This is a genomic window from Sandaracinus amylolyticus (genome assembly GCF_021631985.1).
GTDB lineage: Bacteria > Myxococcota_A > Polyangia > Polyangiales > Sandaracinaceae > Sandaracinus > Sandaracinus amylolyticus_A.
Genome location: NZ_CP070225.1, coordinates 4,302,754 through 4,326,026, shown reverse-complemented (window position 1 = coordinate 4,326,026; position 23,273 = coordinate 4,302,754). Strand labels below are relative to the sequence as shown.

The following is a 23,273-nucleotide window of genomic DNA, read 5'->3' as shown; positions in this document are numbered from 1 at the left end:
GATGCGCTCTTGGTCGTGGATGCTCGCTGCGTGCGTCGCGCTCGCGGGGTGTGAGTCGTCGGTGCCTTCGTTTCCACCCGTGACGCGAGACGCGGGCTACGAGTGCGGAGACTCCGACGGCGGATCGGTCGCCTGCCCCTCGGGCGAGGTCTGCCTCCAGGGCTTCTGCTACGCGCAGTGCAGCGACACGCGCCCGTGCGGGCCGCGCGAGATGTGCTCGGCGCAAGGGATCTGCGTCGCGAGCACGACCGACGCGGGCCCGCCGGTCGACGGTGGCCCGCCCGATCCGTGCGAGACCACGACCTGCAGCGATCCCACGCCGTTCTGCCGAGCCGGCAGCTGCCTCCAGTGCCTCGAGGCGACCGGCATCTGCCCGGCGCCGGCGCCGGTCTGCGATCTCGCGCGCGGCAACTGCGTCGCGTTCGACGCTTCGGCCGGCGCGATCTGCACGGCGTGCAACATGGACGCGGACTGCACGTCGGTGAACCCGATGCTGAGGTGCTTGGCGCGCTCGTATCCTGCGCCGACCGAGCGGGTGTGCGTGCCGACGTGCGAAGGCGGCGCGGCGTGCCCGGCGGGGCTCGAGTGCGACGGCACGACCATGCGCTGCGTGCCCCGGTTCAACTCGTCGTGCACCGGCTTCCGCGCGGCGCAGACCGCGCGCGCGTGTGGCAGCGACGCGGACTGCGCCCCGGTCGGCGCGACCGCGGAGGACGGGCTCTTCACCGGGAGCTGCTTCGATCACGGAGCGGGGATGACCTGTCACGTGCCGTGCGGAATGGACGCGGATTGCCCGGCGGGGACTTGCTCGAGCGGGTTCTGCCGCTGAGCGTTCGTGCTTCGACCGCCGCGTGCGCTGCCGCATACTGAGCGGGTGGTGCGCCGGCGTCGGCCGTTCTCGTTCGTCCTCGCGATCCTCCTGCTGACGATCCCGGCGGCCGCTCGCGCGCAGGACGACTGGGGGATCACCCGCGAGCGCGGCGGCAGCGGCACGACGACGCGGCCGCGCGGAGGAGGGGGCGCACGACGGCCTCGCACCGAGCCGCGTACGCCGGAGGCGCCGACCGATCGCAGCGCGGTGCTGATCGAGCGCTACCTGCGTGTGCTCGAGTCGGAGCCCGCCGATGGGTTCGCGCTCGATCGGCTCGTCGAGCTGTACCGCGAGCGCGACGGGAACGATCGCGCGCTGCGCGAGCTGCTCGAGCCGCGCGCCGCGGAGGAGAGCGGCTGGTGGGCGCACATGCTGCTCGGCCACCTCGCGCGGCGTGCGCACCGCCTCGAGGCCGCGGTCACGCACTACGAGCGCGCCGCGGCGATGCGCGCGGATCAGTCGCTCTCGATGGTCGCGATCGCGCGCGTGCTGCGCGAGTCGGGCGACGTCGAGGGCGCGCGCGGGCGCTACGAGGCTGCGCTCGATCGCACGCCGCGCGGCCCGGCGCGCGACGAGATCCTGCGCGAGCTCGCGACCCTCGCGCTCGATCGCGGCGACTACGACGAGGCGCGACGTCGCTTCGATCAGCTCGCGGGAGGCGCCGGAGGCAGCGTCTATCTGCGCACCGAGATCGCACGGGCGCTGCTCGCGCGTGGCGATCACGAGCGCGCGATCGCCGAGTACGAGCGGGTCGCGGACGCGCTGCGCGGCGATGCACGCGCGAGCGCGCCGGTGCTGATCGAGCTCGCGCGCGCGCAGCTCGGCGCCGGGCGCGATGCCGAGGCGATCGAGACGCTCGATCGTGCGGTCGCGAGCGCGGGCGGTGCGTCGGGCACGCGGGCCGAGGCCGACGAGCTGCGGCTCGAGGCCTATCGTCGCGCCGATCGGCTCGACGAGCTCGCGGCTTCGCTCGCGCGGCGCAGCGGTCCCGAGGTGGCTGCGCTGCTCGGTCGTGTGCACGACGAGCTCGGTCACGACGATCAGGCGCTCGACGCGTATCGCCGCGCGCTGCGCGCGCGTCCGCGCGACGTCGATCTCCGCCTGCGCATCGTGCAGGTGCTCGCGCGCGCCGGACGCATCGACGAGCTCATCGAGGAGTACCGCGCGATCGTGCGCGGCGCGCCCGACGAGCCGCGCCACGTCGTGCGGCTCGCGGAGCTGCTGCGCGAGACCGGGCGGCGCGACGAAGCGCTCGCGACGCTCGAAGCGGCCTCGCGACGCTCGCGCGATCCCGTGCTGCACCAGCGCCTCGCCGAGCTCTACGCGCGGTGGGGCGAGCGCGCGCGCGCCGAGGCCGAGCTCGCTGCGCTGGTGCGTCTCGATCCCACCGACGCGATGCACCTGATCGCGCTCGGCTCGCAGCAATTCGACGCGGGCGATCGCGAAGGCGCGATGACGACCTGGCGGCGCATCCTGACGCTCGGCGGAGATCGCGCCGACGCGCACGCGACGCTCGGCGGCATCCTCGCCGATCACGATCTGCTCTCCGACGCGATCGACGAGCACACCGAGGCGGTGCGGCTCGCGCCCGATCGTCTCGAGATCGTGCGCGGGCTCGCGACGACGCTCGAACGTGCCGGGCGCGATGCCGAAGCGCTCCCGCACTGGCAGCGCGTGCTCACGCTCGCAGGGGATGACCGCGCCGCGCGTCGCGAGGCGCGCGAGCGCATCGTCGGCCTCTGGGTCCGCACGCGTCAGGTCGATGCGATGGCGCAGTCGCTCGGGCGCGCGTTCCAGGCGGATCCGCCGGATCTCGAGGCGGGTCGGATGCTCGCGGAGATCCATCGGCGACGGCGCGATCTCGAGGGCTCGCAGCGCGTGCTCGCGCGTCTCGCCGAGCTCGAGCCGGGCGACGTCGAGACGCTCACCGCGCTCGAGCGCGTGCGCTCGCAGGCGGGTGATCGCGCCGGCGCGATCGAGGTGCTGCGCCGGCTCGTCGAGGTTGATCCGCGCCGCGCTGCGACGCACCTCTCGCGCATGGCCGAGCACGCGCTCGCGCTCTATCGCGACGACGACGCGCGCGCCTACGCGGCCGAGGCGGTCGAGCTCAGCCCCGACGACGCGAGCGCGCATCGGCGGCTCGGCGATCTGCTGCGCGCGGGCCAGGACATCGATGGTGCGATCGCGAGCTATCGCCGCGCGCTCGAGCGTGATCCGCGGCTCTTCGACACCGCGTTCGATCTCGCCGAGATGCACCTCGCGCGCGGCGAGCACGAGGACGCGGATCGTGTGTACCGCGAGGTCCTCGCGCGCGCGCCGGACGATGACCTCGTCGCCCGCGCGGCGCGCGCGTCGCTGCAGATCCATGTCGGCGCGGGGACGCTCGAGGCGCTCGAGCGCGAGCTCCTGCCGCTCGCGCTCGCGCACCCGGAGCGCCCGATCTACCGGCGCGTCGTCGTCGAGCTCTACGACGCGATGACCGGGCCGCTCGTGGTGCGGGCTCGCCGCAGCGGGCCCGAGGGCGACGAGGCGCGGGCGTCGCTCCGTCGCTGGGGCGCGCGCGCGATCAAGCCGCTCCTCGAGGCGCTCGCCGACAGCGATCCCTCGCAGCGCCGCATCGCGCTCGCGATCCTCGGCCCGCTGGGCAACCCGGCCGCGGCCGCGCCGCTGCTCGGAGTCGCCGAGACCGCGGAGTCGCTCGACGTGCGCGTGCAGGCGCTGCTCGGTGTCGCCGCGATCCCGTCGCCCGCGCTGGTGCCGCGGCTCGCGACCCTCGCCACCGCCGAGCCCGCTGCGATCCGCGCGGCCGCGACGCTCGCGCTCGCACGCACCGGAGGACGCGCCGCGATCGAGGTGCTGCGCGCGCGGCTCGCCGACGACGACTCGCAGGTGCGAGGGTGGGCCGCGCTGGGCCTCGGGGCGGCGCGCGACGTCGCGAGCGCGCCGGCGCTGCGACGCATCGTCGAAGATCCGCGGCAGCCGCGGGCCAGCGCAGCGCTCGCGCTCGGGTGGCTCGGCGATCGCGAGGCGATCGCACCGCTCGTCGCGCTGGCGCGCGAAGCGCAGCCCGGGGTCGCCCCCGCCGCGCTGGCCGCGCTCGCCGCGCACGACACTCCGGTCGCGCGGGCGTCACGCGTCACCGCGCTCTTCGCGGGCGATGGACGTGTGCGGCGCGCCGCCGCCGCATCGCTCCGCAGCACCACGCGCGCCCCCGACGTGCTCCGGCTGCCGGCGCCCGGAGAAGGCCCCGCCGATCTCGCGCTGCGCCTCGCGCGCGCCGACGAGACGCTCCCGCCGCCCGATCTTGACGCCCTCGGTCCCACGCTCGTCGCGGTGCTCCGCGAGGCGCTCACGAGCGGGCCCGCGGCGCGCGTCGCCTCGACCCTCTCGGTCCTCGCGGCCGGTCCCGGGCCTCTCGGGCTCGGCGAGCTCACGCGCGATCTCGACACCTGGCCCGAGCCCGCGCGCACCTCGGCGATCCGATCGCTCACCACCCTCCTCGCGCAGCTGGTCCCCGATCTGACGACCTGCGCGCGCGCCGACGACGCCACCGTGCGCGCCGAGGCCGCGCGCGTGCTCGCGCACGCCGACGACGCGACCGCGGCCACGGTGCTCGCCGACGCGCTCGACGACGGCGCCGCGACGGTGCGGCGCGCCGCGCTCGACGCACTCGCCGAGGCCGAGCTCGACCCCACCGAGACGCTCCGCGCGCGCACAGCGTCGCTCCTCGCGTCGAGCGACGACTGGGCGATGCGCACCCGCGCCGCGCGCGCCCTCGGCACGCTCGGCGGCGACGCCGCGCGTCAGGCGCTGATCACCGCGCTGCGCGACGACCCGTTCGCGTTCGTCCGCGAAGAGGCCGCGCTCGCGCTCGGAGGCCTCGGTGGCGAGGGCGCCGACACCGCGCTGACCGATGCTTGCGCGCGCGACGACGAGCCCCGCGTCCGGGCAGGCGCGGCCCGCGCGATCGAGGCGCTCGGCGGCTCCTGCGATCCCCGTGTTCGTTGACGCCGCGTCGGCATCCGGCCTACAACGTTCGGGTTCCGAGGAGCGAGCGAGCAGTCGATGGAGCACGACATCGGGATCGCGTGTGGCCGCTGCGACACGTTCAACCCGATGGGGGCGGCGTTCTGCTCCTCCTGTGGGAACGATCTCTCGTTCCGTGCGAGTGCCAAGGCGGCGAGCCCGGCTGCGGGCGTGTCGGAGGATCCGATGGAGCAGAACCGATATTACGTGTGCAAGGAGTGCTCGTCGCCGGTGCCGCCCGGGCACAAGTTCTGCGGCGCGTGCGGTGCGACAGTCCCGGACGAGCTGCTCGACAAGAAGGTCGAGTTCTTCGGGACGATGCAGGCGCCGGGCAAGGCGCGCTTGATCCTGATCCGCGGCACCGACGGCGCCGACGGCCTCTCGTACCTGCTGCAGGGCACGGAGCACGTCACCGGCCGCACGAACGCGCAGATCCCGTTCCCGAACGATCCCTTCGTCAGCGATCGTCACGCGAACTTCATCTACCGCGGTGACAAGCTCGTCGTGCGCGACGAGGGCAGCCTCAACGGCGTCTTCGTGCGCGTGCGCCAGCCGGTGCCGATCGCGCCGGGCGATCAGTTCCTCTGCGGCGAGCAGGTCTTCCGTCTCGACGCGACGCCGAAGGACACGTCGGGCCCCGATCCCGATCAGACGTACTTCTACTCGTCGCCGAAGCGCCCGAGCCCGTTCCGCGTGGTGCAGGTGCTCCGCGGCGGCGGCGACGGGATGGTCTACTGCGCGCGCGACACCTCGGTGCAGATCGGCCGCGAGGACAACGAGATGAATTTCCCCGACGACATCTACATGTCGGGGCGCCATGCGAAGGTCGAGCTCTCGCCCGATGGCTCGTACGCACTGCACGATCTCGGATCGCGCAACGGCACCTACGTGCGCATGCGGGGCGAGCGCGAGCTCGCGCACGGCGACTACCTGTTCTTCGGCCAGCAGCTGCTGCGCGTCGAACAGACGGCGTGAAGCTCAGCCGCCCTGCTGGGCGATGATGCGCTCGACGACCGCGCGATCCGCGGCGTCGGGCGCGAGCTCCAGATAGCGGCGATACGCGGCGATGCTGCGCGAGACGTCGCCCGCGCGCATGTACGCGCGCCCGAGCTGCTTCTGCACGTCGGCGTCGCGCGGCGCAGCGCGTGACGCCTCCTCGAAGCGGGCGATCGCGCCCGGGACGTCGTTCGCGAGGAAGCGCCGGCGTCCTTCCTCGAACGCGATCTCCGCGATGCTGCGCGCCGGCGTCTCCACGGGCGCGACCTCGACGCTCGGCGCAGGCACGCTCTCCGTGCTGCTCGCCGTCGCCGTCGTGCGCTCGCGGCGCACGCGCGGGGTGGGGCTCGGCGCCGGCGCCTCGGGAGTGGACTCGATCGACGGGGCCTCGACCGCGGGCTCGATCACCGGCGTCTCCACCGCGGGCGGCGCGGCGACGCTCACCTCGGGGGCGCTCGGCGTCGCGATCTCGCGCGCGATGCCACGCTCTTCCTCGGGCGCTCTCGAGCCGAGCACCGCGACCAGCGCGATCGCCGCGATCAACGCGGGCGCGAGCATCATCCAGGTGCGCGGCAGCGCGCTCGCGCGCTTCGCGACGGGCTCCTTCGGTGCTTGCGACTTCCTCGGCTTCGCGGTCGCCCGGAACGCGCCTTCGCCGAGCCGCGTCTCCGCGTCGCTCCCGAGCTCGCGCGCCATGCGCTCGAGCGCGTCCGCCATCTCCGCCGCGCTCTGCCATCGCGCGCCGGGATCCTTCTCCAGCGCGCGCAGGCAGATCTGCTCGAGCGCGCGCGGCACGCCGAGCTCCGGGCGCCGCTCGCTCGGCGGCACCGGCGCCTCGACGAGGTGCCGCGTGAGCACGCCGAGCGCGTTCTCGCCGCTGAACGGCACCACGCCGCAGATCATCTGGTAGAGCACGACGCCCGCGGCGTAGAGGTCGCTGCGGTGATCGATCACGTCTCCGCGGCTCTGCTCGGGCGCCATGTACTGCGGCGTGCCGCACACGAACCCGTCGACCGTGATCGCGCGGCCCTCTTCTTGATCGAGGATCTTCGCGATCCCGAAGTCGCACACCTTCACGTGCTCGCGCCCGCTGCGATCGGGCTGCACCACGACGTTCTCGGGCTTCAGATCGCGATGGATGATCCCGGCGCGATGGGCCTCCTCGAGCGCGCGCAGCACCGGCACCAGCAGCGCCGCGATGCGCGCCGGCGAGAGCGGATGGTCGTGGTCGAGGATCGTCTGCAGATCCTCGCCGTCGAGCAGCTCCATCGCGATGTAGAGCGTGCCGTCGTCGGTCGTCCCGAAGTCGTGGATGTGCAGCGAGTTCGGGTGCGAGAGCCGGCTCGCGGCGCGCGCCTCGCGATGGAAGCGCATCTCGATGCGCTCCGCGCCGGTGAGGTGCCGGTGCAGCACCTTCACCGCGATCTCCTTGTCGAGCGCGATCTGCTTGGCGCGGTACACGCGGCCCATCGCGCCTTCGCCGAGCAGCTCGAGCACCTGGTACTTCCCGGCCAGCGTCGCGCCGAGCACGGGATCCGGGCGGAGCGATTCGCGACGCGACCGCGAGCGCACCTTCGCCTCCACCCCCGTGTGGGTGACGGACGACGCGCCGCGCCCGGGGGCGTCGTCGTCGTGTGCGGGGGCGCTGCTCATGAGCTGCGGGTCTCGCGCCTCGAGCCGAGGAGTGTACGAGCTTCATGGGCGCGGGCCAAGGACGCGCCAGGCTCCTGCTTGCTTGACCCCACAAAGGCACCGCGGCTATCGTGCACGCGGCCAAGAGGGTGCAAAACGCCCTTTTTTTCGCGAGGAGCCCGAGGTGATCGTCTGCCCCCGTTGCGGCAAGGAGAACCAGGACCACTACAAGTTCTGCCTCGGCTGTGGTGCCGAGCTGCCGCGAGACGCCGCGCACGCGCCGAAGAGCTTCACGGCGGCGACGCCGCCGGCGGGTTTCCAGGGTGGATCGGGAGGCGCGAGCGGGGGCTTCGGTGCGCCGCCGCCGGTGCAGGGATCGCCCGCGCCGCGTCCGGGCGGGTTCGGTCCGCCGCCGGGTGGTGGGTTCGGTCCGCCGCCGCCGGTCGCGTCGCCCGCGCCGTCATCGGGCTTCGGTGCTCCGGCCGCGCCGATGGGCGCGCCTCCGAGTGGAGGCTTCGGTCCGCCGCCCGCGATCTCGCCGGCCGCCGCCCCGCCGATGCCCGCGGCCGCCGCGCCGAGCGCCGGTGGTGACACCGTGACCTGCCCGAAGTGCGGCAGCTCGAACAACAAGAACTTCAAGTTCTGCGGCACCTGCGGCCACCCGCTCCAGGGCGCGTCCGCCGCGCCGCCGCCGATGGCCGCGCCGGTCTCGGCGCCCGCGGTCTCGTCGGGCCCGAAGCGCGGCTCGCTCGTGCTCATCCGCCCCGATGGCAGCGAGGGCGACTCGTTCCCGCTCTCCGACGTGACGGTGGTGGGCCGTGAGGCGGGTGGTCTCTTCGCGAGCGACTCGTATCTCTCCCCGCGCCACGCGACGTTCTCGTTCGGCGCGGGCGGCCTCACGGTGCGCGACGAGAGCAGCCTCAACGGCGTGTACATCCGCATCGCCGCGGACACGCCGAGCGAGCTGCGCGACGGCGCGATCTTCCGCATCGGTCAGGAGATCATCCGCTTCGAGCGCCTCAAGGCGGCCCCGGCGCAGCACGGCGTCGAGGTGATGGGCAGCCCGAGCGCGGGCCTCGTCGGACGCATCTGCCTGATCATCGGGCGCGAGACGGCGGGCAACTGCTACGCGATCCCCGCGACCGGCCTGCACCTCGGTCGCGAGCGCGGCGACATCCTGTTCCCCGACGACGGCTACGTGTCGGGCCTGCACTGCCGCCTGCACGAAGAGGGCGGCCGGATGCTGATCACCGACGTGGGCAGCTCGAACGGCACGTTCCTGCGGATCACCGGCAGCGTGCCGGTGCCGAGCGGGTCGTTGCTGCTCATGGGCCAGCAGCTCTTCCGCGTCGAGTTCTGACGACCGGGAAGGACGCGGCGCGATACGGCGCCTGATCGTCACCCGCTGGCTGCGCTCCGTGCTCACGTACCGAAGTACGCTGGGCGCGGTGCTCGCCACCGGGTGCCGCTGAGGCGCCGTCTCCCGCCGCGTGTGCTCGGAGACGTCCGTCCGCCGACCGGCGACGATGGCGCAGCGCGCCACGGTCTCGGTGGCGTCGTGTCGGTGGTTCGATCGGGCGCGCGGGCTCAGCCCGCTTGGCGCTGCGAGCTCGCGACGTTCGCGAAGCGATCCGCGAGCCACTTCGCGATCCGCACCTCGACCGCGACGGGCTGCTCCACGGGCGCTGCGTGGCTCGCGCCGCGCAACAGGAAGAACTCGGCGCCCGGGATCACGTCCGCCATGTGCTGCGCGAGCGCGTACGGCGTGAACGTGTCGCGCTCCGCGGCGACGACGAGCGCCGGCACGTGGATGCGCTCGAGCACGTCCTCCGCGGTGTGCTCGCCCGCGAGGCGCAGCATCGCGAAGAAGATGCCGGGCTCCATCGACGCGACGTGCTCCATGTAGAAGCGGAAGTCCTCCTCGCGGATCGCGAGCGCGTCGACCTCGCGCGCCAGCTGCGCGAAGCGGAACGCGAGCGTCGGCGGGATGCGACCCCACACCGCGCGCGCGAGGCCCTGGTTCTTCTCGACGACGTCGATGATCGAGGGCAGCACGGTCTTCAGCACGTCGCTGCCGTGGAACGTCGTCGTGATCTTTCCGTACGAGCCGCACAGCAGCGCGAGCCCGCGCACGCGATCGGGCGCGAGGCGGTACGCCTCGAGCGACACCTGCGTGCCCATCGAGTGCCCCGCCAGGATCGCGCTCTCGATCCCCGCGGCGTCCATCACCGCGAGCAGATCGCGAGCGTGCGCCGCGATGTCGATGCGCGCCGAATCGACAGGCAGACCGCTGCGCCCGTGAGCGCGGTAGTGCCAGTGCACCACGCGATGCCGCTCGGCGAGGTGCGGTTGGAGATAACGCCACGCGAACCCGTCGCAGCCGATGCCGTCGCTCAGGATCCACGTGGGACCCGAGCTACCGGACTCCAGCACGTCGGGCCGCGGCCCGCGCACCCCGTAGAACAAGCGGGTGCCGTCGGGCGCGGTCGCGAACGCTTGTCGGTCGTACTGCATGAGGACCGGTGTTGCGTGCGTGTGTGCTGCGCGATCGACGGGGGAGGGGCGCGGAGGCGACGAACGAGACGAGCGACGTCGAGCTGCGTGGACGTCGCTCGTGTCGGGCGTCAGCCCTCCTCGCCGCCCTCGCCCTCTTCGACGTCGTTGACCGACGGGAGCTTCCGGATCTCCGGCAGCCCGATCTTCACGCAGCGCTGGACGATCCACGAGAGAGAACGGTCCAGACGGGCCGCCTCGTGCTGGATGTCCTGAAGCATCGACTCGGGGAAGTACAAGCTCTGCTTGCGCTTGTCGGTGCCCGCCATCCGTGTGCCTTCCTTGTTTGAAGCGAGCCGCTTGGGCGCGACCCGATCGGACGCCGATGGTACTACACGCATACCGTGGAACGGTCAACGAATGTCGGGAACGCGACGCGGATGGGGATCGCGCGAGCGGAACGTGCGAGGTCGCGTCGTCTGTGGGCCGTGTGCGCGTCGGCGTTCGGCGGTGCGTTCGCCGCGGTGCTCGTGCTCGGCGCGACGCTGCGCGCCGAGGCCACGCCGACGCGTGCGAGCCCGTACGCGAACCTCGCGATCTTCGCGCGCGCCCTCGCGCACATCGAGGCCTCGCACGTCGAGCCGCCGGATCAGGATCGGCTGATCTACGGCGCGATCAAAGGGATGGTCGAGACGCTCGATCCCCACAGCACGTTCCTCGATCCCGACGAGTACCGGATCCTCACCAGCGACACGCAGGGGCGCTTCGGTGGCATCGGCGTGTCGATCGACGTGCGCGACGGATGGCTGACGGTGCACGGCGTGACCGAGGGCAGCCCCGCGGATCGCGCGGGTGTGATCCCCGGCGATCGCTTCCTCACGATCGACGGCTGGGCGGCGCGCGACATGCCGATCTCCGAGGCGGTGCGCCGCATGCGCGGTGATCCCGGCACCGAGGTGCGCGTGCGGATCCGCCGCGAGAACGTCGAGGACGCGGTCGAGGTCACGCTCACGCGCGAGGTGATCCACGTCGAGGCGGTCGAGGCGCGCGTGCTGCCCGATCGCGTCGTCTACGTGCGCATCCGATCGTTTCAGGGGACCACGACCGACGAGCTGCGCGCCGCGATCGATCACGCCGCCGAGGAGACGCGCGACGCGGGCGGCATCACCGGCGTGATGCTCGATCTGCGTGGCAATCCGGGCGGGCTCCTCGACGAGGCGGTGCGCGTCTCCGACGAGTTCCTCGACGAAGGTGTGATCGTGTCGACGCGGGCGCGCGGCGGCGAGCTCATCGAGGAAGCGCGCGCGCGGCGTGCGGGCACGCGGCCGAACTGGCCGATGGTGATCCTCGTCGATCACTTCAGCGCGAGCGCGTCGGAGATCGTCGCGGGCGCGTTGCAGGATCATCGTCGCGCGATCGTCGTGGGCTCGCGCACGTGGGGGAAGGGCAGCGTGCAGAACATCGTCGAGCTGCCCGACGGGAGCGCGCTGAAGCTGACGGTCGCGCGCTACTTCACGCCGAACGGCACGTCGATCCAGGCGCACGGCATCGAGCCCGACGTCGAGGTCGAGCAGCTCGACACCGAGACGCTGGCACGGCTGCGTCGCGAGGGCGTGGTGGTGAGCGAGGCCGTGCTCGAAGGGCACCTCTCGGGCGAGCGCGAGCGACGCACCGAGACGAGCACGCCGCGCGATCAGGCGCGCACCGGGCCGAGCGAGGGCGAGGGCAGCGAGAGCGCGCTCGACGAGGACTTCCAGGCGCACCTCGCGCACGAGATCCTGAGCGCGATGATCGCGCGCGATCGCACGCGCTGAAGAGGTGACCAGACCGCGCGTGGTGCGACGAACTGCACGTCGCACCACGCGCGGTCGGGTCACACCTTCAGCTCTGTGTTTCCTGGGTCGAGCATCTTCGATGCTCGAGGACTGCACGTCGGACCACGCTCGGTCGGGTCACACCTTCAGCTCTGTGTTTTCCGCGTCGAGCATCTTCGATGCTCGAGGACTGCACGTCGCACCGCGCGGGCGTCGCATCTCCGATGCTCGAGCGCACCTCGCACCACGCGGGCGCCGTCTCTCGTGTGAGGCTCGGAGGGCGCACATCGATGTCCTTGATCGTCGCGGTGCGCGCTCGGATGATGCGCGCCGTGTCCAAGCGCTTCATCCAACATCGTTCGTGGTTCGTGGTCGCCATCGCGGCGGCCGTGGTCGGCTGTGGTGGGCTCCGCGTCGCGATGGTCGACTCGGCGTACCAGCGTCCCAGCAACGTCGCGGTCTACTTCACGGTCGACACGGCGGGAGGTGATCCCGTCGGTGGCTTGCAAGCGACCGACTTCCGCATCTACGAGGACGGTCAGCTCGTCTCGCCGACCGAGAGCGAGCAGACGATCGTGAACCCCGAGGTCGCGGCCGAGCACTACACGCTCTTGCTCGTCGACATGAGCGGCAGCGTCGTCGAGAGCGATCAGGTGCCGGCGCTGCAGCAGGCGGCGACCGAGTTCACGGCGCAGCTCGAGGGCCATCAGAAGGTCGCGGTGTACGCGTTCGACGGCGCCGAGGATCTCTACGCGATCGCCGACTTCACGTCGGGCGGCGGCGCGCAGGGCGCGATCGCGCGGCTCGGCTCGTTCCGCCCCCGCGATCCGTCGACGAACCTGCACGGCGCGGTGGTGCAGGGCATCGCGGTGCTCGACGCGGAGCTCGCGCGCTCGCGCGTGCCGCTGCGCTTCGGGACGATCGTCGTGTTCACCGACGGCAGCGATCGCGCGGCGCGCATCACGCGCACCGACATGGGCCGCGCGATCGACGCCTCGCCCTACGACATCTTCGCGATCGGCGTCGGCAGCGAGATCGACGAGGGCACGCTCGGCGCGGTGGGCCGCGACGGCTACGTGCTCGTCGAGGACACCGCTGCGGTCACCCAGGCGTTCCAGCAGATCGGCGCGCACATCCTCGCGATGACCCAGCGCTTCTACCTGCTGAGCTACTGCAGCCCGGCGCGCGCGGGGCAGCATCGCGTGACGGTCGAAGCGGTGGCGCCCGATGCGCGCGGCTCGCTCAGCTACGACTTCGACGCGACCGGCTTCGGGCCCGACTGCAACCCCAGCCGCCCGCCGCCGTTCGCGATCGGCAACGCGCGCAACACCCGCACCCGTCCGCGCGCCGAGCGCGGCGCCCGCATCGAGGTGCGCGCCACCGCGCAGTGAGCCGGAGCGTGGTCTGGACCACGCGGACCGCCTCGACGGTGGTCGCGCGTGGTCTGGACCTCGCGTCGCGATCACTCGGCGTCGGGCTGGGGCTCGGGACGGGGCGCGGGATCGCGCGCTTCGTCCTCGCGGATCGAGTAGCGGACCAGCGCGCGCAGGATGTCGTTGCGCTCGAGGTTGCCGGTGATGCGCTTGATGTCCTCGTAGATCGAGGGATCGACGAGCAGACCACCGATGGTGCCTCGGCCCGCGCGCACGTCCGCCATGACCGCGCGCAGGTCCCCGCTGATCGCGGTGAGGTTCGAGATCAGATCGCCCGCCGAGTCGCCGTAGAGCAGCTCGTGCGCGTTGCCGTCGCCGGTGCGCACGTCGCGCAGGATCGTCGCAGCCTCGCCGGCGGTGTCGGCGAGGTTCGAGACGAGGCGCGTGCCGGTCTCCCCGTAGATCAGCTCGTGCGCGGTGCCGTCGCCGTCGCGGATCTCGTTGGTGATCGCCCGGACGTTGCGCGCGGTCTGCGCGAGCTCGGACGTCGCGACCTGCACCGAGCCGAGCGTGCTCTCGACGCGATCGGCGAGCTGCGGATCGCGGATGAGGCGCGGGATCGTCCCGTCCTCCTCGGTGAGCATGCGCGTGAGCTCCGCGACGTTGTGGCTGATCGCGTGCAGGTCGCGCCGGAAGTTCTCGTCGGCGAGCGCCTCGGTGAACTCGCGCACGTTCTCCACGGCGGGACGCGCGTCCTCCATCAGCTCGCCCGCGCTCGAGAGCGCGCCGAAGAGACCACCGGTCTCCTGGCTCGGGATCATCGCGCCCGCGGGCAGCGGCTCGCCGCGGCCGGGCGAGAGATCGACGAGCATGTCGCCGAGCAGGCCCTTGCTGCCGAGCGTCGCGACGGTGCCGCCTTCGCCGGTGGCGGGATCGGTCGGCGACGTGACGAGGTGGTGGACGTCCTCGCGCACCTCGAGCACGACCTCGAGCTCACCGTTCTCGGTGAAGCGGATGTCCGAGACCGTGCCGACCTCGATGCCCGCGAGGCGGATCGGCGATCCGGGGCGCAGGCCCGAGACGTTGGCGAAGACGGTGCGGAACTGCAGTCGCGAAGCGAAGAGCGCGCTGCGGTTGCCGAGCGTGAAGACGAGCGCGGCACCGATGACGAGCGCGAGTGTGACGAAGATGCCGACCTTGAACTCGGTGGAGCGGCCTGAATTCATGAAGTCGTGAGCCTCTCTATCGGCCCCTCGTAGGACACCCCTCGAAACCCGTCAACACGTCCTCCGTGGGACGATGTGGGGGCTCAGCCGCCGTAGCGGAGCAGCGTCGCGGCGTCGTCGGTCTCGGGCGCGTGGCCCATGATGAAGTCTCGCACCTGCGGGTTGTCGGTGGCGCGCGCCTCGTCGACGGTGCCGGACCACACGACGAAGCCCTTGTGGATCATGGCGATGCGATCGCTGACCTCGAACGCGCTCTCCATGTCGTGGGTGACGACGATCGAGGTCACGTTGAGCAGCTTCTTCGTCTCGACGATCAGCTGGTTGATGCGCTCGGTGTTGATCGGATCGAGACCGGTCGTGGGCTCGTCGTAGAGCAGCACCTGGGGACGGATCGCGCTCGCGCGGGCGAGGCCGACGCGCTTGCGCTGACCGCCCGAGAGCGACGACGGCATCGAGCGCTGGGTGCCGGGCAGGCCGACGTCCTCGAGCGCCTTGGCGACGCGCTCCTCGATCTCGTTCTCGGGCAGCCGCTCGTGCTCGCGCAGGCCGTACGCGACGTTGTCGTAGACGCTCATCGAGTCGAAGAGCGCGGCGCCCTGGAAGAGCATGCCGATGCGGCGCCGGATCGCGGGGAACTCGCGCTCGCTCTTGTCGTCGATGCGCTGGCCGTCGAAGGTGATCGTCCCGCCGTCGGCGCGCAGCAGGCCGATCAGCATCTTGAGCATGACGCTCTTGCCCATGCCCGAGCCGCCGATGATCGTGAGCGACTCGCCCGCGTGGACGTCGAGGTTCAGATCCTCGTAGACCACCTTCGGGCCGAACACCTTGCGGACGTTGCGGAACTCGATCAGCGCCACGGCGGCGAGCCTAGCACTCGGCTTCGCGATCTCCTGTGCCGGAGAGCGCGCGGAGCTCGATGCGACGCGCGCGGTGGAGATCGCGCGCGAGCACGCCGAGGAGATGGACGCGTTCGAGCGCTGGGCGCGCCGCGTCGCCGCGGCGGACACGACGTTCCCGAGCCGCGCCGCGCTCGAAGAAGCGACGTTCGCGCCGGTGCGCAGAGAAGAAGGCGTGGTCGGCGCGTGGGTGGAGCGCGAGGGGCCCGACCCGTGGTCGCTCGCGATGCGCCGGCGCGATGCGGTCCCCGAGGAGCTCGCGTGGCGTCGAGCTCGGCTCGGCGGGCTCCAGGAGTACGAGGTCGCGGTGGCGGGCGCGCGTCGTTACGTGCGCGCGCGGAGCGAGACGACCGGCGGCGCGATGTTGATCGTGACCCTCGCGTTCGAGTGATCGATCAGGCGTCGGGCTCGCCGTCGAGCGCGGGCGCGGCGCAGCCGACGGCGGTGGAGCTGCCGGGCGCGCTCTCGTCGCGCACGTCGCGCGCGCGGCGCAGCATCGAGAGCAGCGGGCGATCGATGGTCTCGTCGATCGCGTCGGGCGGCGAGCTCACGACGATCACGCTCGACGCGCGGTGGGCCGTGAGCCGGTGCAGCGCGTCGGCGCGGAGGTGGAGCGACTGGCCCGCGAGCGCGCGGGTGCCTTCGTCGCGCCACGCGCCTTCGTCGTCGCGTGCCCAGCGCTCGAGCGCGAGCTCACCGGCGACGACGTGGACCCAGACCTCGGCGTCGGGGCGCACCACGATCTCGTGGATCGCGCCGCGCGGCCACCACGCGGCGCTGGTGCGGTGCAGCTCGCTGCGCCCGAGGATCGCGTGCGATGCGCCGTTCGAAGCGCGCGTGGGCGCGAGCGCGCGGATCTCACCCCAGCCGAGCCCAAGCAGCGACGCACGACGATCGGTCATGCATCGAGCGAGTGCCCGAGCGCGCGATCCAGCGCAAGAAATCGGTATGAGACCAGCGAACGCGCTCTTGCTTGCTCTGCTCGTGGCCTCGTGTGCGCAGCCCTGCGAGGTGCCGCGCCGAGACACGGCCTATCTCCTGTGGTCCCTCTCGATCGAGCAGGCGACGCGCGACGACGGCCGGAGCGTGGCGCCCGGCTTCGACCTCGACGGGCTCGTGACCGCCCGGCCTCGTTTCGATGGCTCGTGCGTCGACGCGAACGAGGATCACGAGTATCGCGGGGTGCGCGGGATCGACAACGCGACGGCACACCTCGCGGGTCTCGCGCAGCTGCTCGCGCCCGAGCCGATCGAGCTGGAGGTCGCGCGCAAGGTCGTGTCGGGCCAGCTCGTGCTCCTCCTCGACGTGCGATGGGGCGAGGACGGTGGCATGCCGTCGATGCGCATCGTGCGAGGCGAGCCGGTCAGCGGCGCGATCGAGACGATCGGCGAGCGGCCGCGGATCGGGCAGGCGTTCCGTGTGGTCGAGGTGATGGCGGACGTGCCCGTCGTGGTTCGGCGGCGGTGCGCCGAGCGGCGCGACGAGCTGACGGCGATCGTGCCGGCGTTCACGCCGGTGGGCGACGGGGTGGTGCGCGCGTTGCCGCTCGAGCACGCCGAGGTGACGCACGTCGGGATCTCGACCGACGGTCTCACGCTGCGCGACGGCTGGCTCGGAGGGAGCTGGACGGTCGACGACGTCGCGGACTGGGTCGCGGATGTCGCGCCGGCGATCGGCCGCGATCAAGCGAGCGTCGCGCTGTCGGGGGTCGCCGATCTCGATCCCGATCCCTCCGACCCGATCACGTGCCGGCGCCTCTCCTTCGCGCTGCGGTTCGAAGCGGTGACCGCCGAGCTCGTCGACTGATCAGAAGCTCGCGTCGAGCTGCAGGCGCACCAGGTGCGCGCCGACGAGGAAGTCGTCGCCGAACGAGTGCGACCAGTCCGCCTGCACCTTGAGCAGGTGGCCGTGCAGGTAGAGGTTCGCGCCCGCGGAGAGGCCGTGGCCGCGCTCGTTCGCCTGGGTGACGAGCGTGGGATCGGTGCCCTCTTCGGCGACGAGCTGCTCCCATCGGGACCAGATCTCGAACATCGGGTGCAGCATCACACCGACCTGCGCGAGGTAGCCCCAGCCCGAGCGCGACCACTCGCGCAGGACCTGGCCCTCGTCGTCGGTGTGCTCGACGAAGTCGCCGCTCGTCGACTGGCGCCAGACGATCTCCGCGAGCAGCGAGATGCCCGCCCACTTGAAGACGAGATCGCCCGCGAGGTGCAGGTAGTCGAAGCGCGCGAAGGTGTAGGGCACGCCGGTCGTGGAGCGCGGGCGATCGCTGCGGTGGTTGAAGCCGAAGCCGGCGCCGATCGCGAGCCGCGGATTCGGGCTGCGCGCGAGGTCGCCCTCGCTGTCGTCGTCGAAGCCGCCGAACGGACGCACCGAGACGCGCGCGGTGTAGAGGAGGCCCGCGTCGGGCGTCGGGCCGAGGCGGTTGCGGCCATCTCCGCCGAACACGCCGAGGAAGTACGAGAGCGCGCCGCCGAGGCCCAGGAAGTCGGTCGACGAGAGCACGACGCCGACGTCGCGATCGAGCGTGAGCTCGCGGACGACGTCGGTGCGATCGACGGTCTGCAGCGCGAACTCGCGGATGGTGCGCGCGCGATCGAAGGGCACGAAGAACTGACCGACGCGCACGTTGAGCTCGCGCAGCTGGCGCAGCTCGAGGAACGCGTCGAAGATCGGGCTCGGGTTGCCGGGCTCGAAGTCGTTCGCGCCGAGCGCGAGCTGCAGGCCGTAGCGCACGTCGGGGTGCAGCACGTGGCCCGTCCACCAGAGGCGCGCGGTGCGGATCTCGATGCCGGTGTCGACCTGATCGTCGTCGATGCGCAGCGTCGCGCGGACCTGCAGGCGCGCGCGGATCGAGCTCGAGAAGGTGTCGCCCATCGAGATGGTGAGGCCGCGGCCGGGCTCGGCCGTGACCGCGATCGCAGGAGGTGCGGGCGGCGTGCTCGCCGGAGGCGGCGCGATCACGGGCGGCGGGGTGCTCGCCGGGGGCGATTCGATCGCGGGCGGAGTCTCGGTCGCGGGCGGTGCTTCGACCGGCTCGGTCGCGGTGGGCTCGGGCTCTGCCGGCGCGACGTCGGTCGGCGCTGGGGTCGCGTCCTGCGCGCGGGCGATCGAGGAGAGGGAGACGGTCGCGACGCACGCGAGCAGGGTGGCGAGGGCGGTCTTCATGTCAGCGCTCTTCACGCGCGGCGATCGACGGGGAGCGAGCGGGCATGACGGCCGCGCTCAGCACGCCCCGCGCCACGCACGGCGCATCCGTGGAATTCCACGGGAGCCCTTGCTCCATCGCGGGACGGTCCCGTGGTCCGGCACGGAAATGCCCGTGGCCAGGCACGGAAAGCACTGAAATCCGTGCCCAGCCACGGTTCTGGAGCGCTCGACGACGGCGCTCGGGTGGGTGCGCCCGTGGTCGGCAGCGGCGCGATCGCGGGTGCGACGCAGCGTGATCGCGTGCGGGCTCCCGTGATCGCGCACGGGCTCTGCCCGCGCCGAGCACGACGATGCGCGAGACACGCGCGAGAACGCAGCGATCTCCGCACGGTCCGGGACGTGCACTGCGCCGCCGCGTGACGGACGAGCGATGCGCGCGACGCGCGCGTCGAGCTCGCGCCGGACGTGGAGGCACGCGTCGCGTGAGCGGCGCGCGGTGCGCTCGTGCGCGCGCCGTTCGAGTGATGGAGGAGCCGATGAGTGGACGAGCGGGATCGATTCGAGCGGTACGGACGAGCGGCGTCGAGCGCGTTTGTGCGATCGAGCTCGCACCACCCGCGTCGATCGCGCGCGCGGGGCTCGTCGCATTCGATGCCTACGATGCGCTCGCGCGCATCGCCGACGGCGATCCGCTGCGCGTCGTGGCGCTGAGCTCCGGCGTCGCGCGATCGGCGGTGATCGGGCGCGCCGACAAGGCGTGGGTGCGGCGCGGGCTGCGCGCGGCGGTGCCCGCGGCGAGCGCGCGTGCGTCGCGCGTCGCCGCGGAGATCGCGCTGCACGTCGCGCTCGGTGCGCGCGCGAAGGAGGTCGAGCGCGTGGAGCTCGAGCCGGGACGCGCGAGCGCGCTCGGTGCGCTCGCGCGTGATCGCGTCGATCTCGCGTGGACCGAGGAGGACCCCGCGCTCGTGCCCGCGGGCGTGACGTCGTGGGTGACGTTCGATGCGCGCTCGGGGCTGCCGAGCCCGCGCGGTCCGATCGTGATCGCGACGCGCGCGTCGACGCTCGCGACCGACGGCGCGGTGGTGGTGCGCGCGCTCGCCTCCGCGGTGCGCGCGTCGCTGCTCGCCGACGATGCGAACGTGTGGAGCCACGTGTCGGCGCGTCGCGGGTGGAGCGTCGAGCACGCGCGGGTGACGATCGGGACCACGCTCGCGGAAGCGACCCGGCCGACGCTCGACGAGGCCGCGATCGAGTGGCTCGCGGCGTACGCGGCGCGGGCCAGGCAGCTCGGGTTCCTCGCGCGACCGATCGACGTCGCGCGCTCGTGCGATGCGCGTTGGCTCGCGCGCGCCGAGCGCCTCGCGCTGCGCGACGAGCTGCCAGAGCAGGAGACGAGCGTCGAGGTCGAGACCGAGCTCGCGATCGCGCTCTGAAGCGATCAGAGCGTCTCGAGCAGCGCGCGGAGCCGCGCGAGCCCGCAGCGTCGCAGGAGGACGGCGGGCTTGCCGGCTTCGCGCGCTTCGCGGCGCGCGATCCCGACCGCGCCGTGGCTGTTCACGTCGGTGAGCACGAGCACCACGTCGGCGCGCGCGATCACGCTGCGCAGGCCGACCGAGCCGCGGCCTCCGACCTCGCCGTCGTGCACCTCGAGCGCGTGGCCCATGCTGCCCGCGAGCTTGCGATAGCTGTCCGCGGAGCGGCTGATCCCACCGATGAGCGCGAGCCTCATGAACGCTGCGCAGTGCGACACGCGTGCCTGCGTCGATCGCGCGCAATTCGACGAGATCCGTGACCGGTGCCCGTACTCGGTCGCGGGCGCTCGCATCCGTCGTGGCGAGCGACCTTCCGTCGTGGCGGAGGAAAGCGCGCGGCTCGGGGAGAACCTCGTTGAACGGCTCGCGTGTGGGCTGCACACAGGGCTCGTGGGCGCGCCGATCGCGCCACCCCCACGAGGAGCCGCGCCCATGATGATGCCCGCGATGTCGATGCCTCAGATGCCCGCTTCGATGCCCATGCCGATGTCGGGCATGCCGATGATGAACGGCATGATGCCGATGATGAACGGCATGATGCCGATGATGGGCATGCCGATGATGAACGGCATGATGCCGATGATGAACGGCATGATGCCGATGATGCCCGGCATGATGATGCCGATGATGCAGTGCCGGATGACCTGCGAGATGACCAAGGACGGCATGGTCTGTCGCATGATGCCGATGGACGCCTCGCAGATGGACGCGATGAAGGCGTGCTGCGAGATGATGAACGGCATGATGGCGATGGGGATGCCGTGCATGATGTCGTGCAACGGCATGCCCATGCTGATGTGCATGCGCTGAAGCATCACCGCGCGACGAACGAACGAGGCCGACCCGCGTCGCGGGCCGGCCTCGTCGCGTTTCACTCGCTCTCGATCACGTACGTCATCACGAGGTAGAGGACCGCGTCCTCGTCGCCGTCGTTCTCGTAGGTGTGGGGCACGTCGGCGACGAACTGGATCGCGTCGCCCGGCTCGAGCCGATGACGGTCGCTGCCGACCGCGATCACCACGCGGCCGCGGCTCACGACGAGGTTCTCCATCGTGCCCGGCGCGTGCGCGTCGGCGCGCTCGATGCCGCCCGCGCGCAGCTGCAGCTCGTAGAGCTCGCTGGTGCGGCGCCCGCCCCATGGGAACAGGGCGCGCGAGCGGAACGCACCGTCGTGGCTCGTCAGGATCTTCGCCTCGCGCGCGCGGAGCACCTGTGGCCCGGTGGGCTCGCCGTTCGAGAGCAGCGCGCCGAAGGGGACGCCGAGCGCGCTCGCGATGCGCCACACGACGTTGATCGTCGGCGCGCTCTGCGCGAGCTCGATCTGCGAGAGCATGGCGCGGCTCACGCCGCTCTTGCGCGCGAGGCGCTCGAGCGAGAGCCCGCGTCGGGTGCGCAGCTTGCGGAGGTTCGCGCCGACGACGGGCAGCAGATCGGGAGACGGCTGCGCCGATGCATCGTCGTCGCTCGCCGGCGCGGGCGCGCTCACCCGCGCGGCCACAGCCAGTAGCCCCACGCGGGCACGATGGGCGCCATCGGAGCGATCGGCGCGAAGGGCACCATCCACACGAAGCGCGGCGCGCTGCGCGACGACACTTCGCTCACGGTCGCGCTCTCGCGCTCCGAACGACGCTTCCGGAACTCGTCCAGGTCGACCACCTTCGCGCTCTGCTCCGCACGCATCGATGTCTCCTCCGCGACCGCACGCTGCGCTGCCGGTGAGCGTCTCTCTCAGCACGTGGCGATCCATCGATCGTTTCAGCGAATTCTCGCGATGATCTCGCGCCCGCCGCGGCGCACGACGGGCGCGCCCGTGACCGGCCACGGCGAGCCCTCGTCGGCCACGGCGCGCGTCACGGTCACCCGTGCGCTGCTCGCGACGTCCTCGAGCTCGCGCGCGATCTCGGCGTCGGAAGGGACCACGATGCGCTGCACGCGCGCGCGGCTCGCGAGCTCGAGCGCATCGCGCGTCGGAGCCTGCGCGAGATACACCGTCGCGCCACGCGCGGCGCTGCCGGCATCGAGGATCGCGAGGTGGATCGCCGCCACGCGCGCGCTCGACGTGACCGCCTCGGCGAGGCGCTTGCCGCGCTTCACCACGATCGCGGCGCGACCTCGAGAGCGCGCCGCGAGCGCCGAAGCGCGCGCGGACCAGAACGCGTCTTCGAGCATGTTCATCGCGCACCCCGATCGAAGTAGACGCCGCGCACCCAGCGCGCGCCGCGGAACCCGGTGCGCGCGTGGAGCATGCGATGGTTGTCGTAGAGGAGGACGTCGCCGGCGCGCAGCGTGGTCCGCACCGCGCGCTGCTCGACGAGCCGCACGAAGCGGCCGTACGCGCGGTACCACGCCTCCATCTCCGCGAACGGCAGGCGATGCGGCGCCATCGTGAACGGCGAGAGACGCACCTGGAAGCGATCGTCCTGCACGTCGAGGATCGGCCCGGTGAAGAGGCGCTCGAACGCCTTCTGCTTGCGGTGGAAGCGCACCGGCGTGCGAGTGAGGACGCGGAACGTCTCGACGTCGTGCTGCTCGAGCCAGCGCGCGGCCCGCCGCGCGTCGGACACCAGGCTCTCGCCGCCTTCATCGGCGGGCTGGATGCCGTGCAGCAGCTGGTAGCGCGGCGGTGCGTCGAGGAACGGCTGATCGGTGTGCAGATCGATCGGCGCGTCGGTGTAGCCGAGCTGATCGGTGTTCTGGTTCGTCGTGTTGTCGGTGCGCAGATCCTCGATGCGACCGAAGTGCGTCGAGATCAGCGTGAGCCCCTCGGCCGCGATCTGATCGACGAGGCGCTCGGTGTGCTCGGGGCCGGTGATGCCGGTGGGGTGACGCGCGATGAGCGCGCCGTCGCGCGCGAGGCGCTCGGCCCAGTCGGGCGGGAGCAGCGCTTCGTTCCCGACGAGCGTGGTCTCGAGCTCTGCGAGGGTGCGCGCGGGCTCGACGTCGTCGCGATCGGGCGCGTACGCGTGCTCGCGCAGCCAGCCCAGGGGATAGCGGCTCGCGGCGCGCTCGGCGCGCTCGCCGGTCCAGCGGACGTGCAGCGCGTCTCCGTCGATCCACGCGTACTGCGCGCGGAGATCGGGCGAGATGCGCGAGCTGCAGAGCGTTCGCTCGCCGGTGGTCGGGTGGCGATCCAGCGCGCACTCGTGACGCAGCCAGATCCAGTGGAAGTCGGCGTGACGGCCGTCGTCGAACACGATGCGCGCGAACCGATCGTGCGAGACGACGCGCGGCTTCGAGAGGCTCATGGGCCTTTCCGTTCGCAAC

General features: G+C 72.3%; 22 protein-coding genes. 9 read left to right on the top strand and 13 right to left on the bottom strand.

Annotation, left to right across the window (positions count from 1 at the left end):
• Window position 1: 1 nt before the first annotated feature.
• The 3 genes from I5071_RS18280 to I5071_RS18270 are packed head-to-tail and all read left to right on the top strand — an operon-like array spanning window position 2 to window position 5,872.
• Complete coding sequence (locus I5071_RS18280) at window positions 2–829, top strand: hypothetical protein (RefSeq protein ID WP_236606759.1); 828 nt, start codon at window positions 2–4, stop codon at window positions 827–829.
• 6 nt (window positions 830–835) lie between these two features.
• Window positions 836–4,879 (top strand): HEAT repeat domain-containing protein, encoded by a 4,044-nt coding sequence (locus tag I5071_RS18275; protein ID WP_236606758.1) that lies wholly within the window; start codon window positions 836–838, stop codon window positions 4,877–4,879.
• A gap of 57 nt (window positions 4,880–4,936) precedes the next feature.
• A complete protein-coding gene (locus I5071_RS18270; protein ID WP_236606757.1) occupies window positions 4,937–5,872 on the top strand; it encodes an FHA domain-containing protein in 936 nt (311 codons plus the stop codon).
• Between the two features lie 3 nt (window positions 5,873–5,875).
• Here I5071_RS18270 and I5071_RS18265 read toward each other — a convergent pair whose 3' ends face one another.
• Window positions 5,876–7,546 (bottom strand): serine/threonine-protein kinase, encoded by a 1,671-nt coding sequence (locus tag I5071_RS18265; RefSeq protein WP_236606756.1) that lies wholly within the window; start codon window positions 7,544–7,546, stop codon window positions 5,876–5,878.
• A gap of 163 nt (window positions 7,547–7,709) precedes the next feature.
• On the opposite strand from I5071_RS18265, the gene I5071_RS18260 reads away from it, so the two are divergent.
• Window positions 7,710–8,885 (top strand): FHA domain-containing protein, encoded by a 1,176-nt coding sequence (locus tag I5071_RS18260; protein WP_236606755.1) that lies wholly within the window; start codon window positions 7,710–7,712, stop codon window positions 8,883–8,885.
• Between the two features lie 227 nt (window positions 8,886–9,112).
• Here I5071_RS18260 and I5071_RS18255 read toward each other — a convergent pair whose 3' ends face one another.
• Window positions 9,113–10,039: an alpha/beta fold hydrolase gene (locus I5071_RS18255; RefSeq protein WP_236606754.1), complete on the bottom strand. Its 927-nt coding sequence runs from the start codon at window positions 10,037–10,039 to the stop codon at window positions 9,113–9,115.
• A gap of 110 nt (window positions 10,040–10,149) precedes the next feature.
• A complete protein-coding gene (locus tag I5071_RS18250; protein WP_236606753.1) occupies window positions 10,150–10,347 on the bottom strand; it encodes a TIGR04563 family protein in 198 nt (65 codons plus the stop codon).
• Window positions 10,348–10,506: 159 nt separating this feature from the next.
• On the opposite strand from I5071_RS18250, the gene I5071_RS18245 reads away from it, so the two are divergent.
• Together I5071_RS18245 and I5071_RS18240 are read left to right on the top strand one after the other, a co-directional pair.
• Window positions 10,507–11,832, top strand: a complete 1,326-nt coding sequence (locus I5071_RS18245; protein ID WP_236606752.1) for a S41 family peptidase — start codon at window positions 10,507–10,509, stop codon at window positions 11,830–11,832.
• A 332-nt stretch (window positions 11,833–12,164) separates the two neighbouring features.
• On the top strand, window positions 12,165–13,223 hold the full coding sequence (locus I5071_RS18240; protein ID WP_236606751.1) for a VWA domain-containing protein: 1,059 nt from the start codon (window positions 12,165–12,167) through the stop codon (window positions 13,221–13,223).
• 71 nt (window positions 13,224–13,294) lie between these two features.
• On the opposite strand, the gene I5071_RS18235 is transcribed toward I5071_RS18240, so the two are convergent.
• Window positions 13,295–14,431, bottom strand: coding sequence for an MlaD family protein (locus I5071_RS18235; RefSeq protein WP_236606750.1), 1,137 nt, complete (start codon window positions 14,429–14,431; stop codon window positions 13,295–13,297).
• 83 nt (window positions 14,432–14,514) lie between these two features.
• Window positions 14,515–15,288, bottom strand: coding sequence for an ABC transporter ATP-binding protein (locus tag I5071_RS18230; RefSeq protein ID WP_236606749.1), 774 nt, complete (start codon window positions 15,286–15,288; stop codon window positions 14,515–14,517).
• Window positions 15,289–15,361: 73 nt separating this feature from the next.
• Between I5071_RS18230 and I5071_RS18225 the strand changes: the two genes are divergently transcribed.
• Window positions 15,362–15,718, top strand: coding sequence for a hypothetical protein (locus tag I5071_RS18225; RefSeq protein ID WP_236606748.1), 357 nt, complete (start codon window positions 15,362–15,364; stop codon window positions 15,716–15,718).
• 4 nt (window positions 15,719–15,722) lie between these two features.
• Here I5071_RS18225 and I5071_RS18220 read toward each other — a convergent pair whose 3' ends face one another.
• Window positions 15,723–16,229, bottom strand: coding sequence for a hypothetical protein (locus I5071_RS18220; RefSeq protein WP_236606747.1), 507 nt, complete (start codon window positions 16,227–16,229; stop codon window positions 15,723–15,725).
• Here I5071_RS18220 and I5071_RS18215 point away from each other — a divergent pair.
• Entirely contained in the window at window positions 16,228–17,133 is a 906-nt protein-coding gene (locus tag I5071_RS18215) for a hypothetical protein (RefSeq protein WP_236606746.1), read from the top strand. The two genes, I5071_RS18220 and I5071_RS18215, sit on opposite strands and share 2 nt — an antisense overlap.
• Here the strand turns inward: I5071_RS18215 and I5071_RS18210 are convergent, their stop codons facing one another.
• Complete coding sequence (locus tag I5071_RS18210; RefSeq protein ID WP_268921236.1) at window positions 17,134–18,495, bottom strand: porin; 1,362 nt, start codon at window positions 18,493–18,495, stop codon at window positions 17,134–17,136. It abuts the gene before it with no gap.
• A 518-nt stretch (window positions 18,496–19,013) separates the two neighbouring features.
• Between I5071_RS18210 and I5071_RS18200 the strand changes: the two genes are divergently transcribed.
• The gene (locus tag I5071_RS18200; protein WP_236606744.1) at window positions 19,014–19,910 is read left to right on the top strand and encodes a hypothetical protein; all 897 of its coding nucleotides are present in this window, start codon (window positions 19,014–19,016) and stop codon (window positions 19,908–19,910) included.
• A gap of 5 nt (window positions 19,911–19,915) precedes the next feature.
• Here I5071_RS18200 and I5071_RS18195 read toward each other — a convergent pair whose 3' ends face one another.
• From I5071_RS18195 to I5071_RS18170, 6 genes are all read right to left on the bottom strand, one after another.
• Complete coding sequence (locus I5071_RS18195) at window positions 19,916–20,206, bottom strand: DUF2325 domain-containing protein (RefSeq protein WP_236606743.1); 291 nt, start codon at window positions 20,204–20,206, stop codon at window positions 19,916–19,918.
• Window positions 20,207–20,467: 261 nt separating this feature from the next.
• Window positions 20,468–20,884 carry a hypothetical protein gene (locus I5071_RS18190; protein WP_236606742.1) on the bottom strand — a complete coding sequence of 139 codons (417 nt, stop codon included), beginning with the start codon at window positions 20,882–20,884 and terminating at the stop codon, window positions 20,468–20,470.
• Window positions 20,881–21,522, bottom strand: coding sequence for a helix-turn-helix domain-containing protein (locus I5071_RS18185; RefSeq protein ID WP_236606741.1), 642 nt, complete (start codon window positions 21,520–21,522; stop codon window positions 20,881–20,883). The genes I5071_RS18190 and I5071_RS18185 overlap by 4 nt, the downstream gene beginning before the upstream one ends.
• Complete coding sequence (locus I5071_RS18180) at window positions 21,492–21,689, bottom strand: hypothetical protein (RefSeq protein ID WP_236606740.1); 198 nt, start codon at window positions 21,687–21,689, stop codon at window positions 21,492–21,494. The genes I5071_RS18185 and I5071_RS18180 overlap by 31 nt, the downstream gene beginning before the upstream one ends.
• A gap of 75 nt (window positions 21,690–21,764) precedes the next feature.
• Window positions 21,765–22,184 carry a hypothetical protein gene (locus I5071_RS18175; protein WP_236606739.1) on the bottom strand — a complete coding sequence of 140 codons (420 nt, stop codon included), beginning with the start codon at window positions 22,182–22,184 and terminating at the stop codon, window positions 21,765–21,767.
• A complete protein-coding gene (locus tag I5071_RS18170; protein WP_236606738.1) occupies window positions 22,181–23,254 on the bottom strand; it encodes a TauD/TfdA family dioxygenase in 1,074 nt (357 codons plus the stop codon). Before I5071_RS18170 ends, I5071_RS18175 begins: the two co-directional genes overlap by 4 nt.
• Window positions 23,255–23,273: the final 19 nt, after the last annotated feature.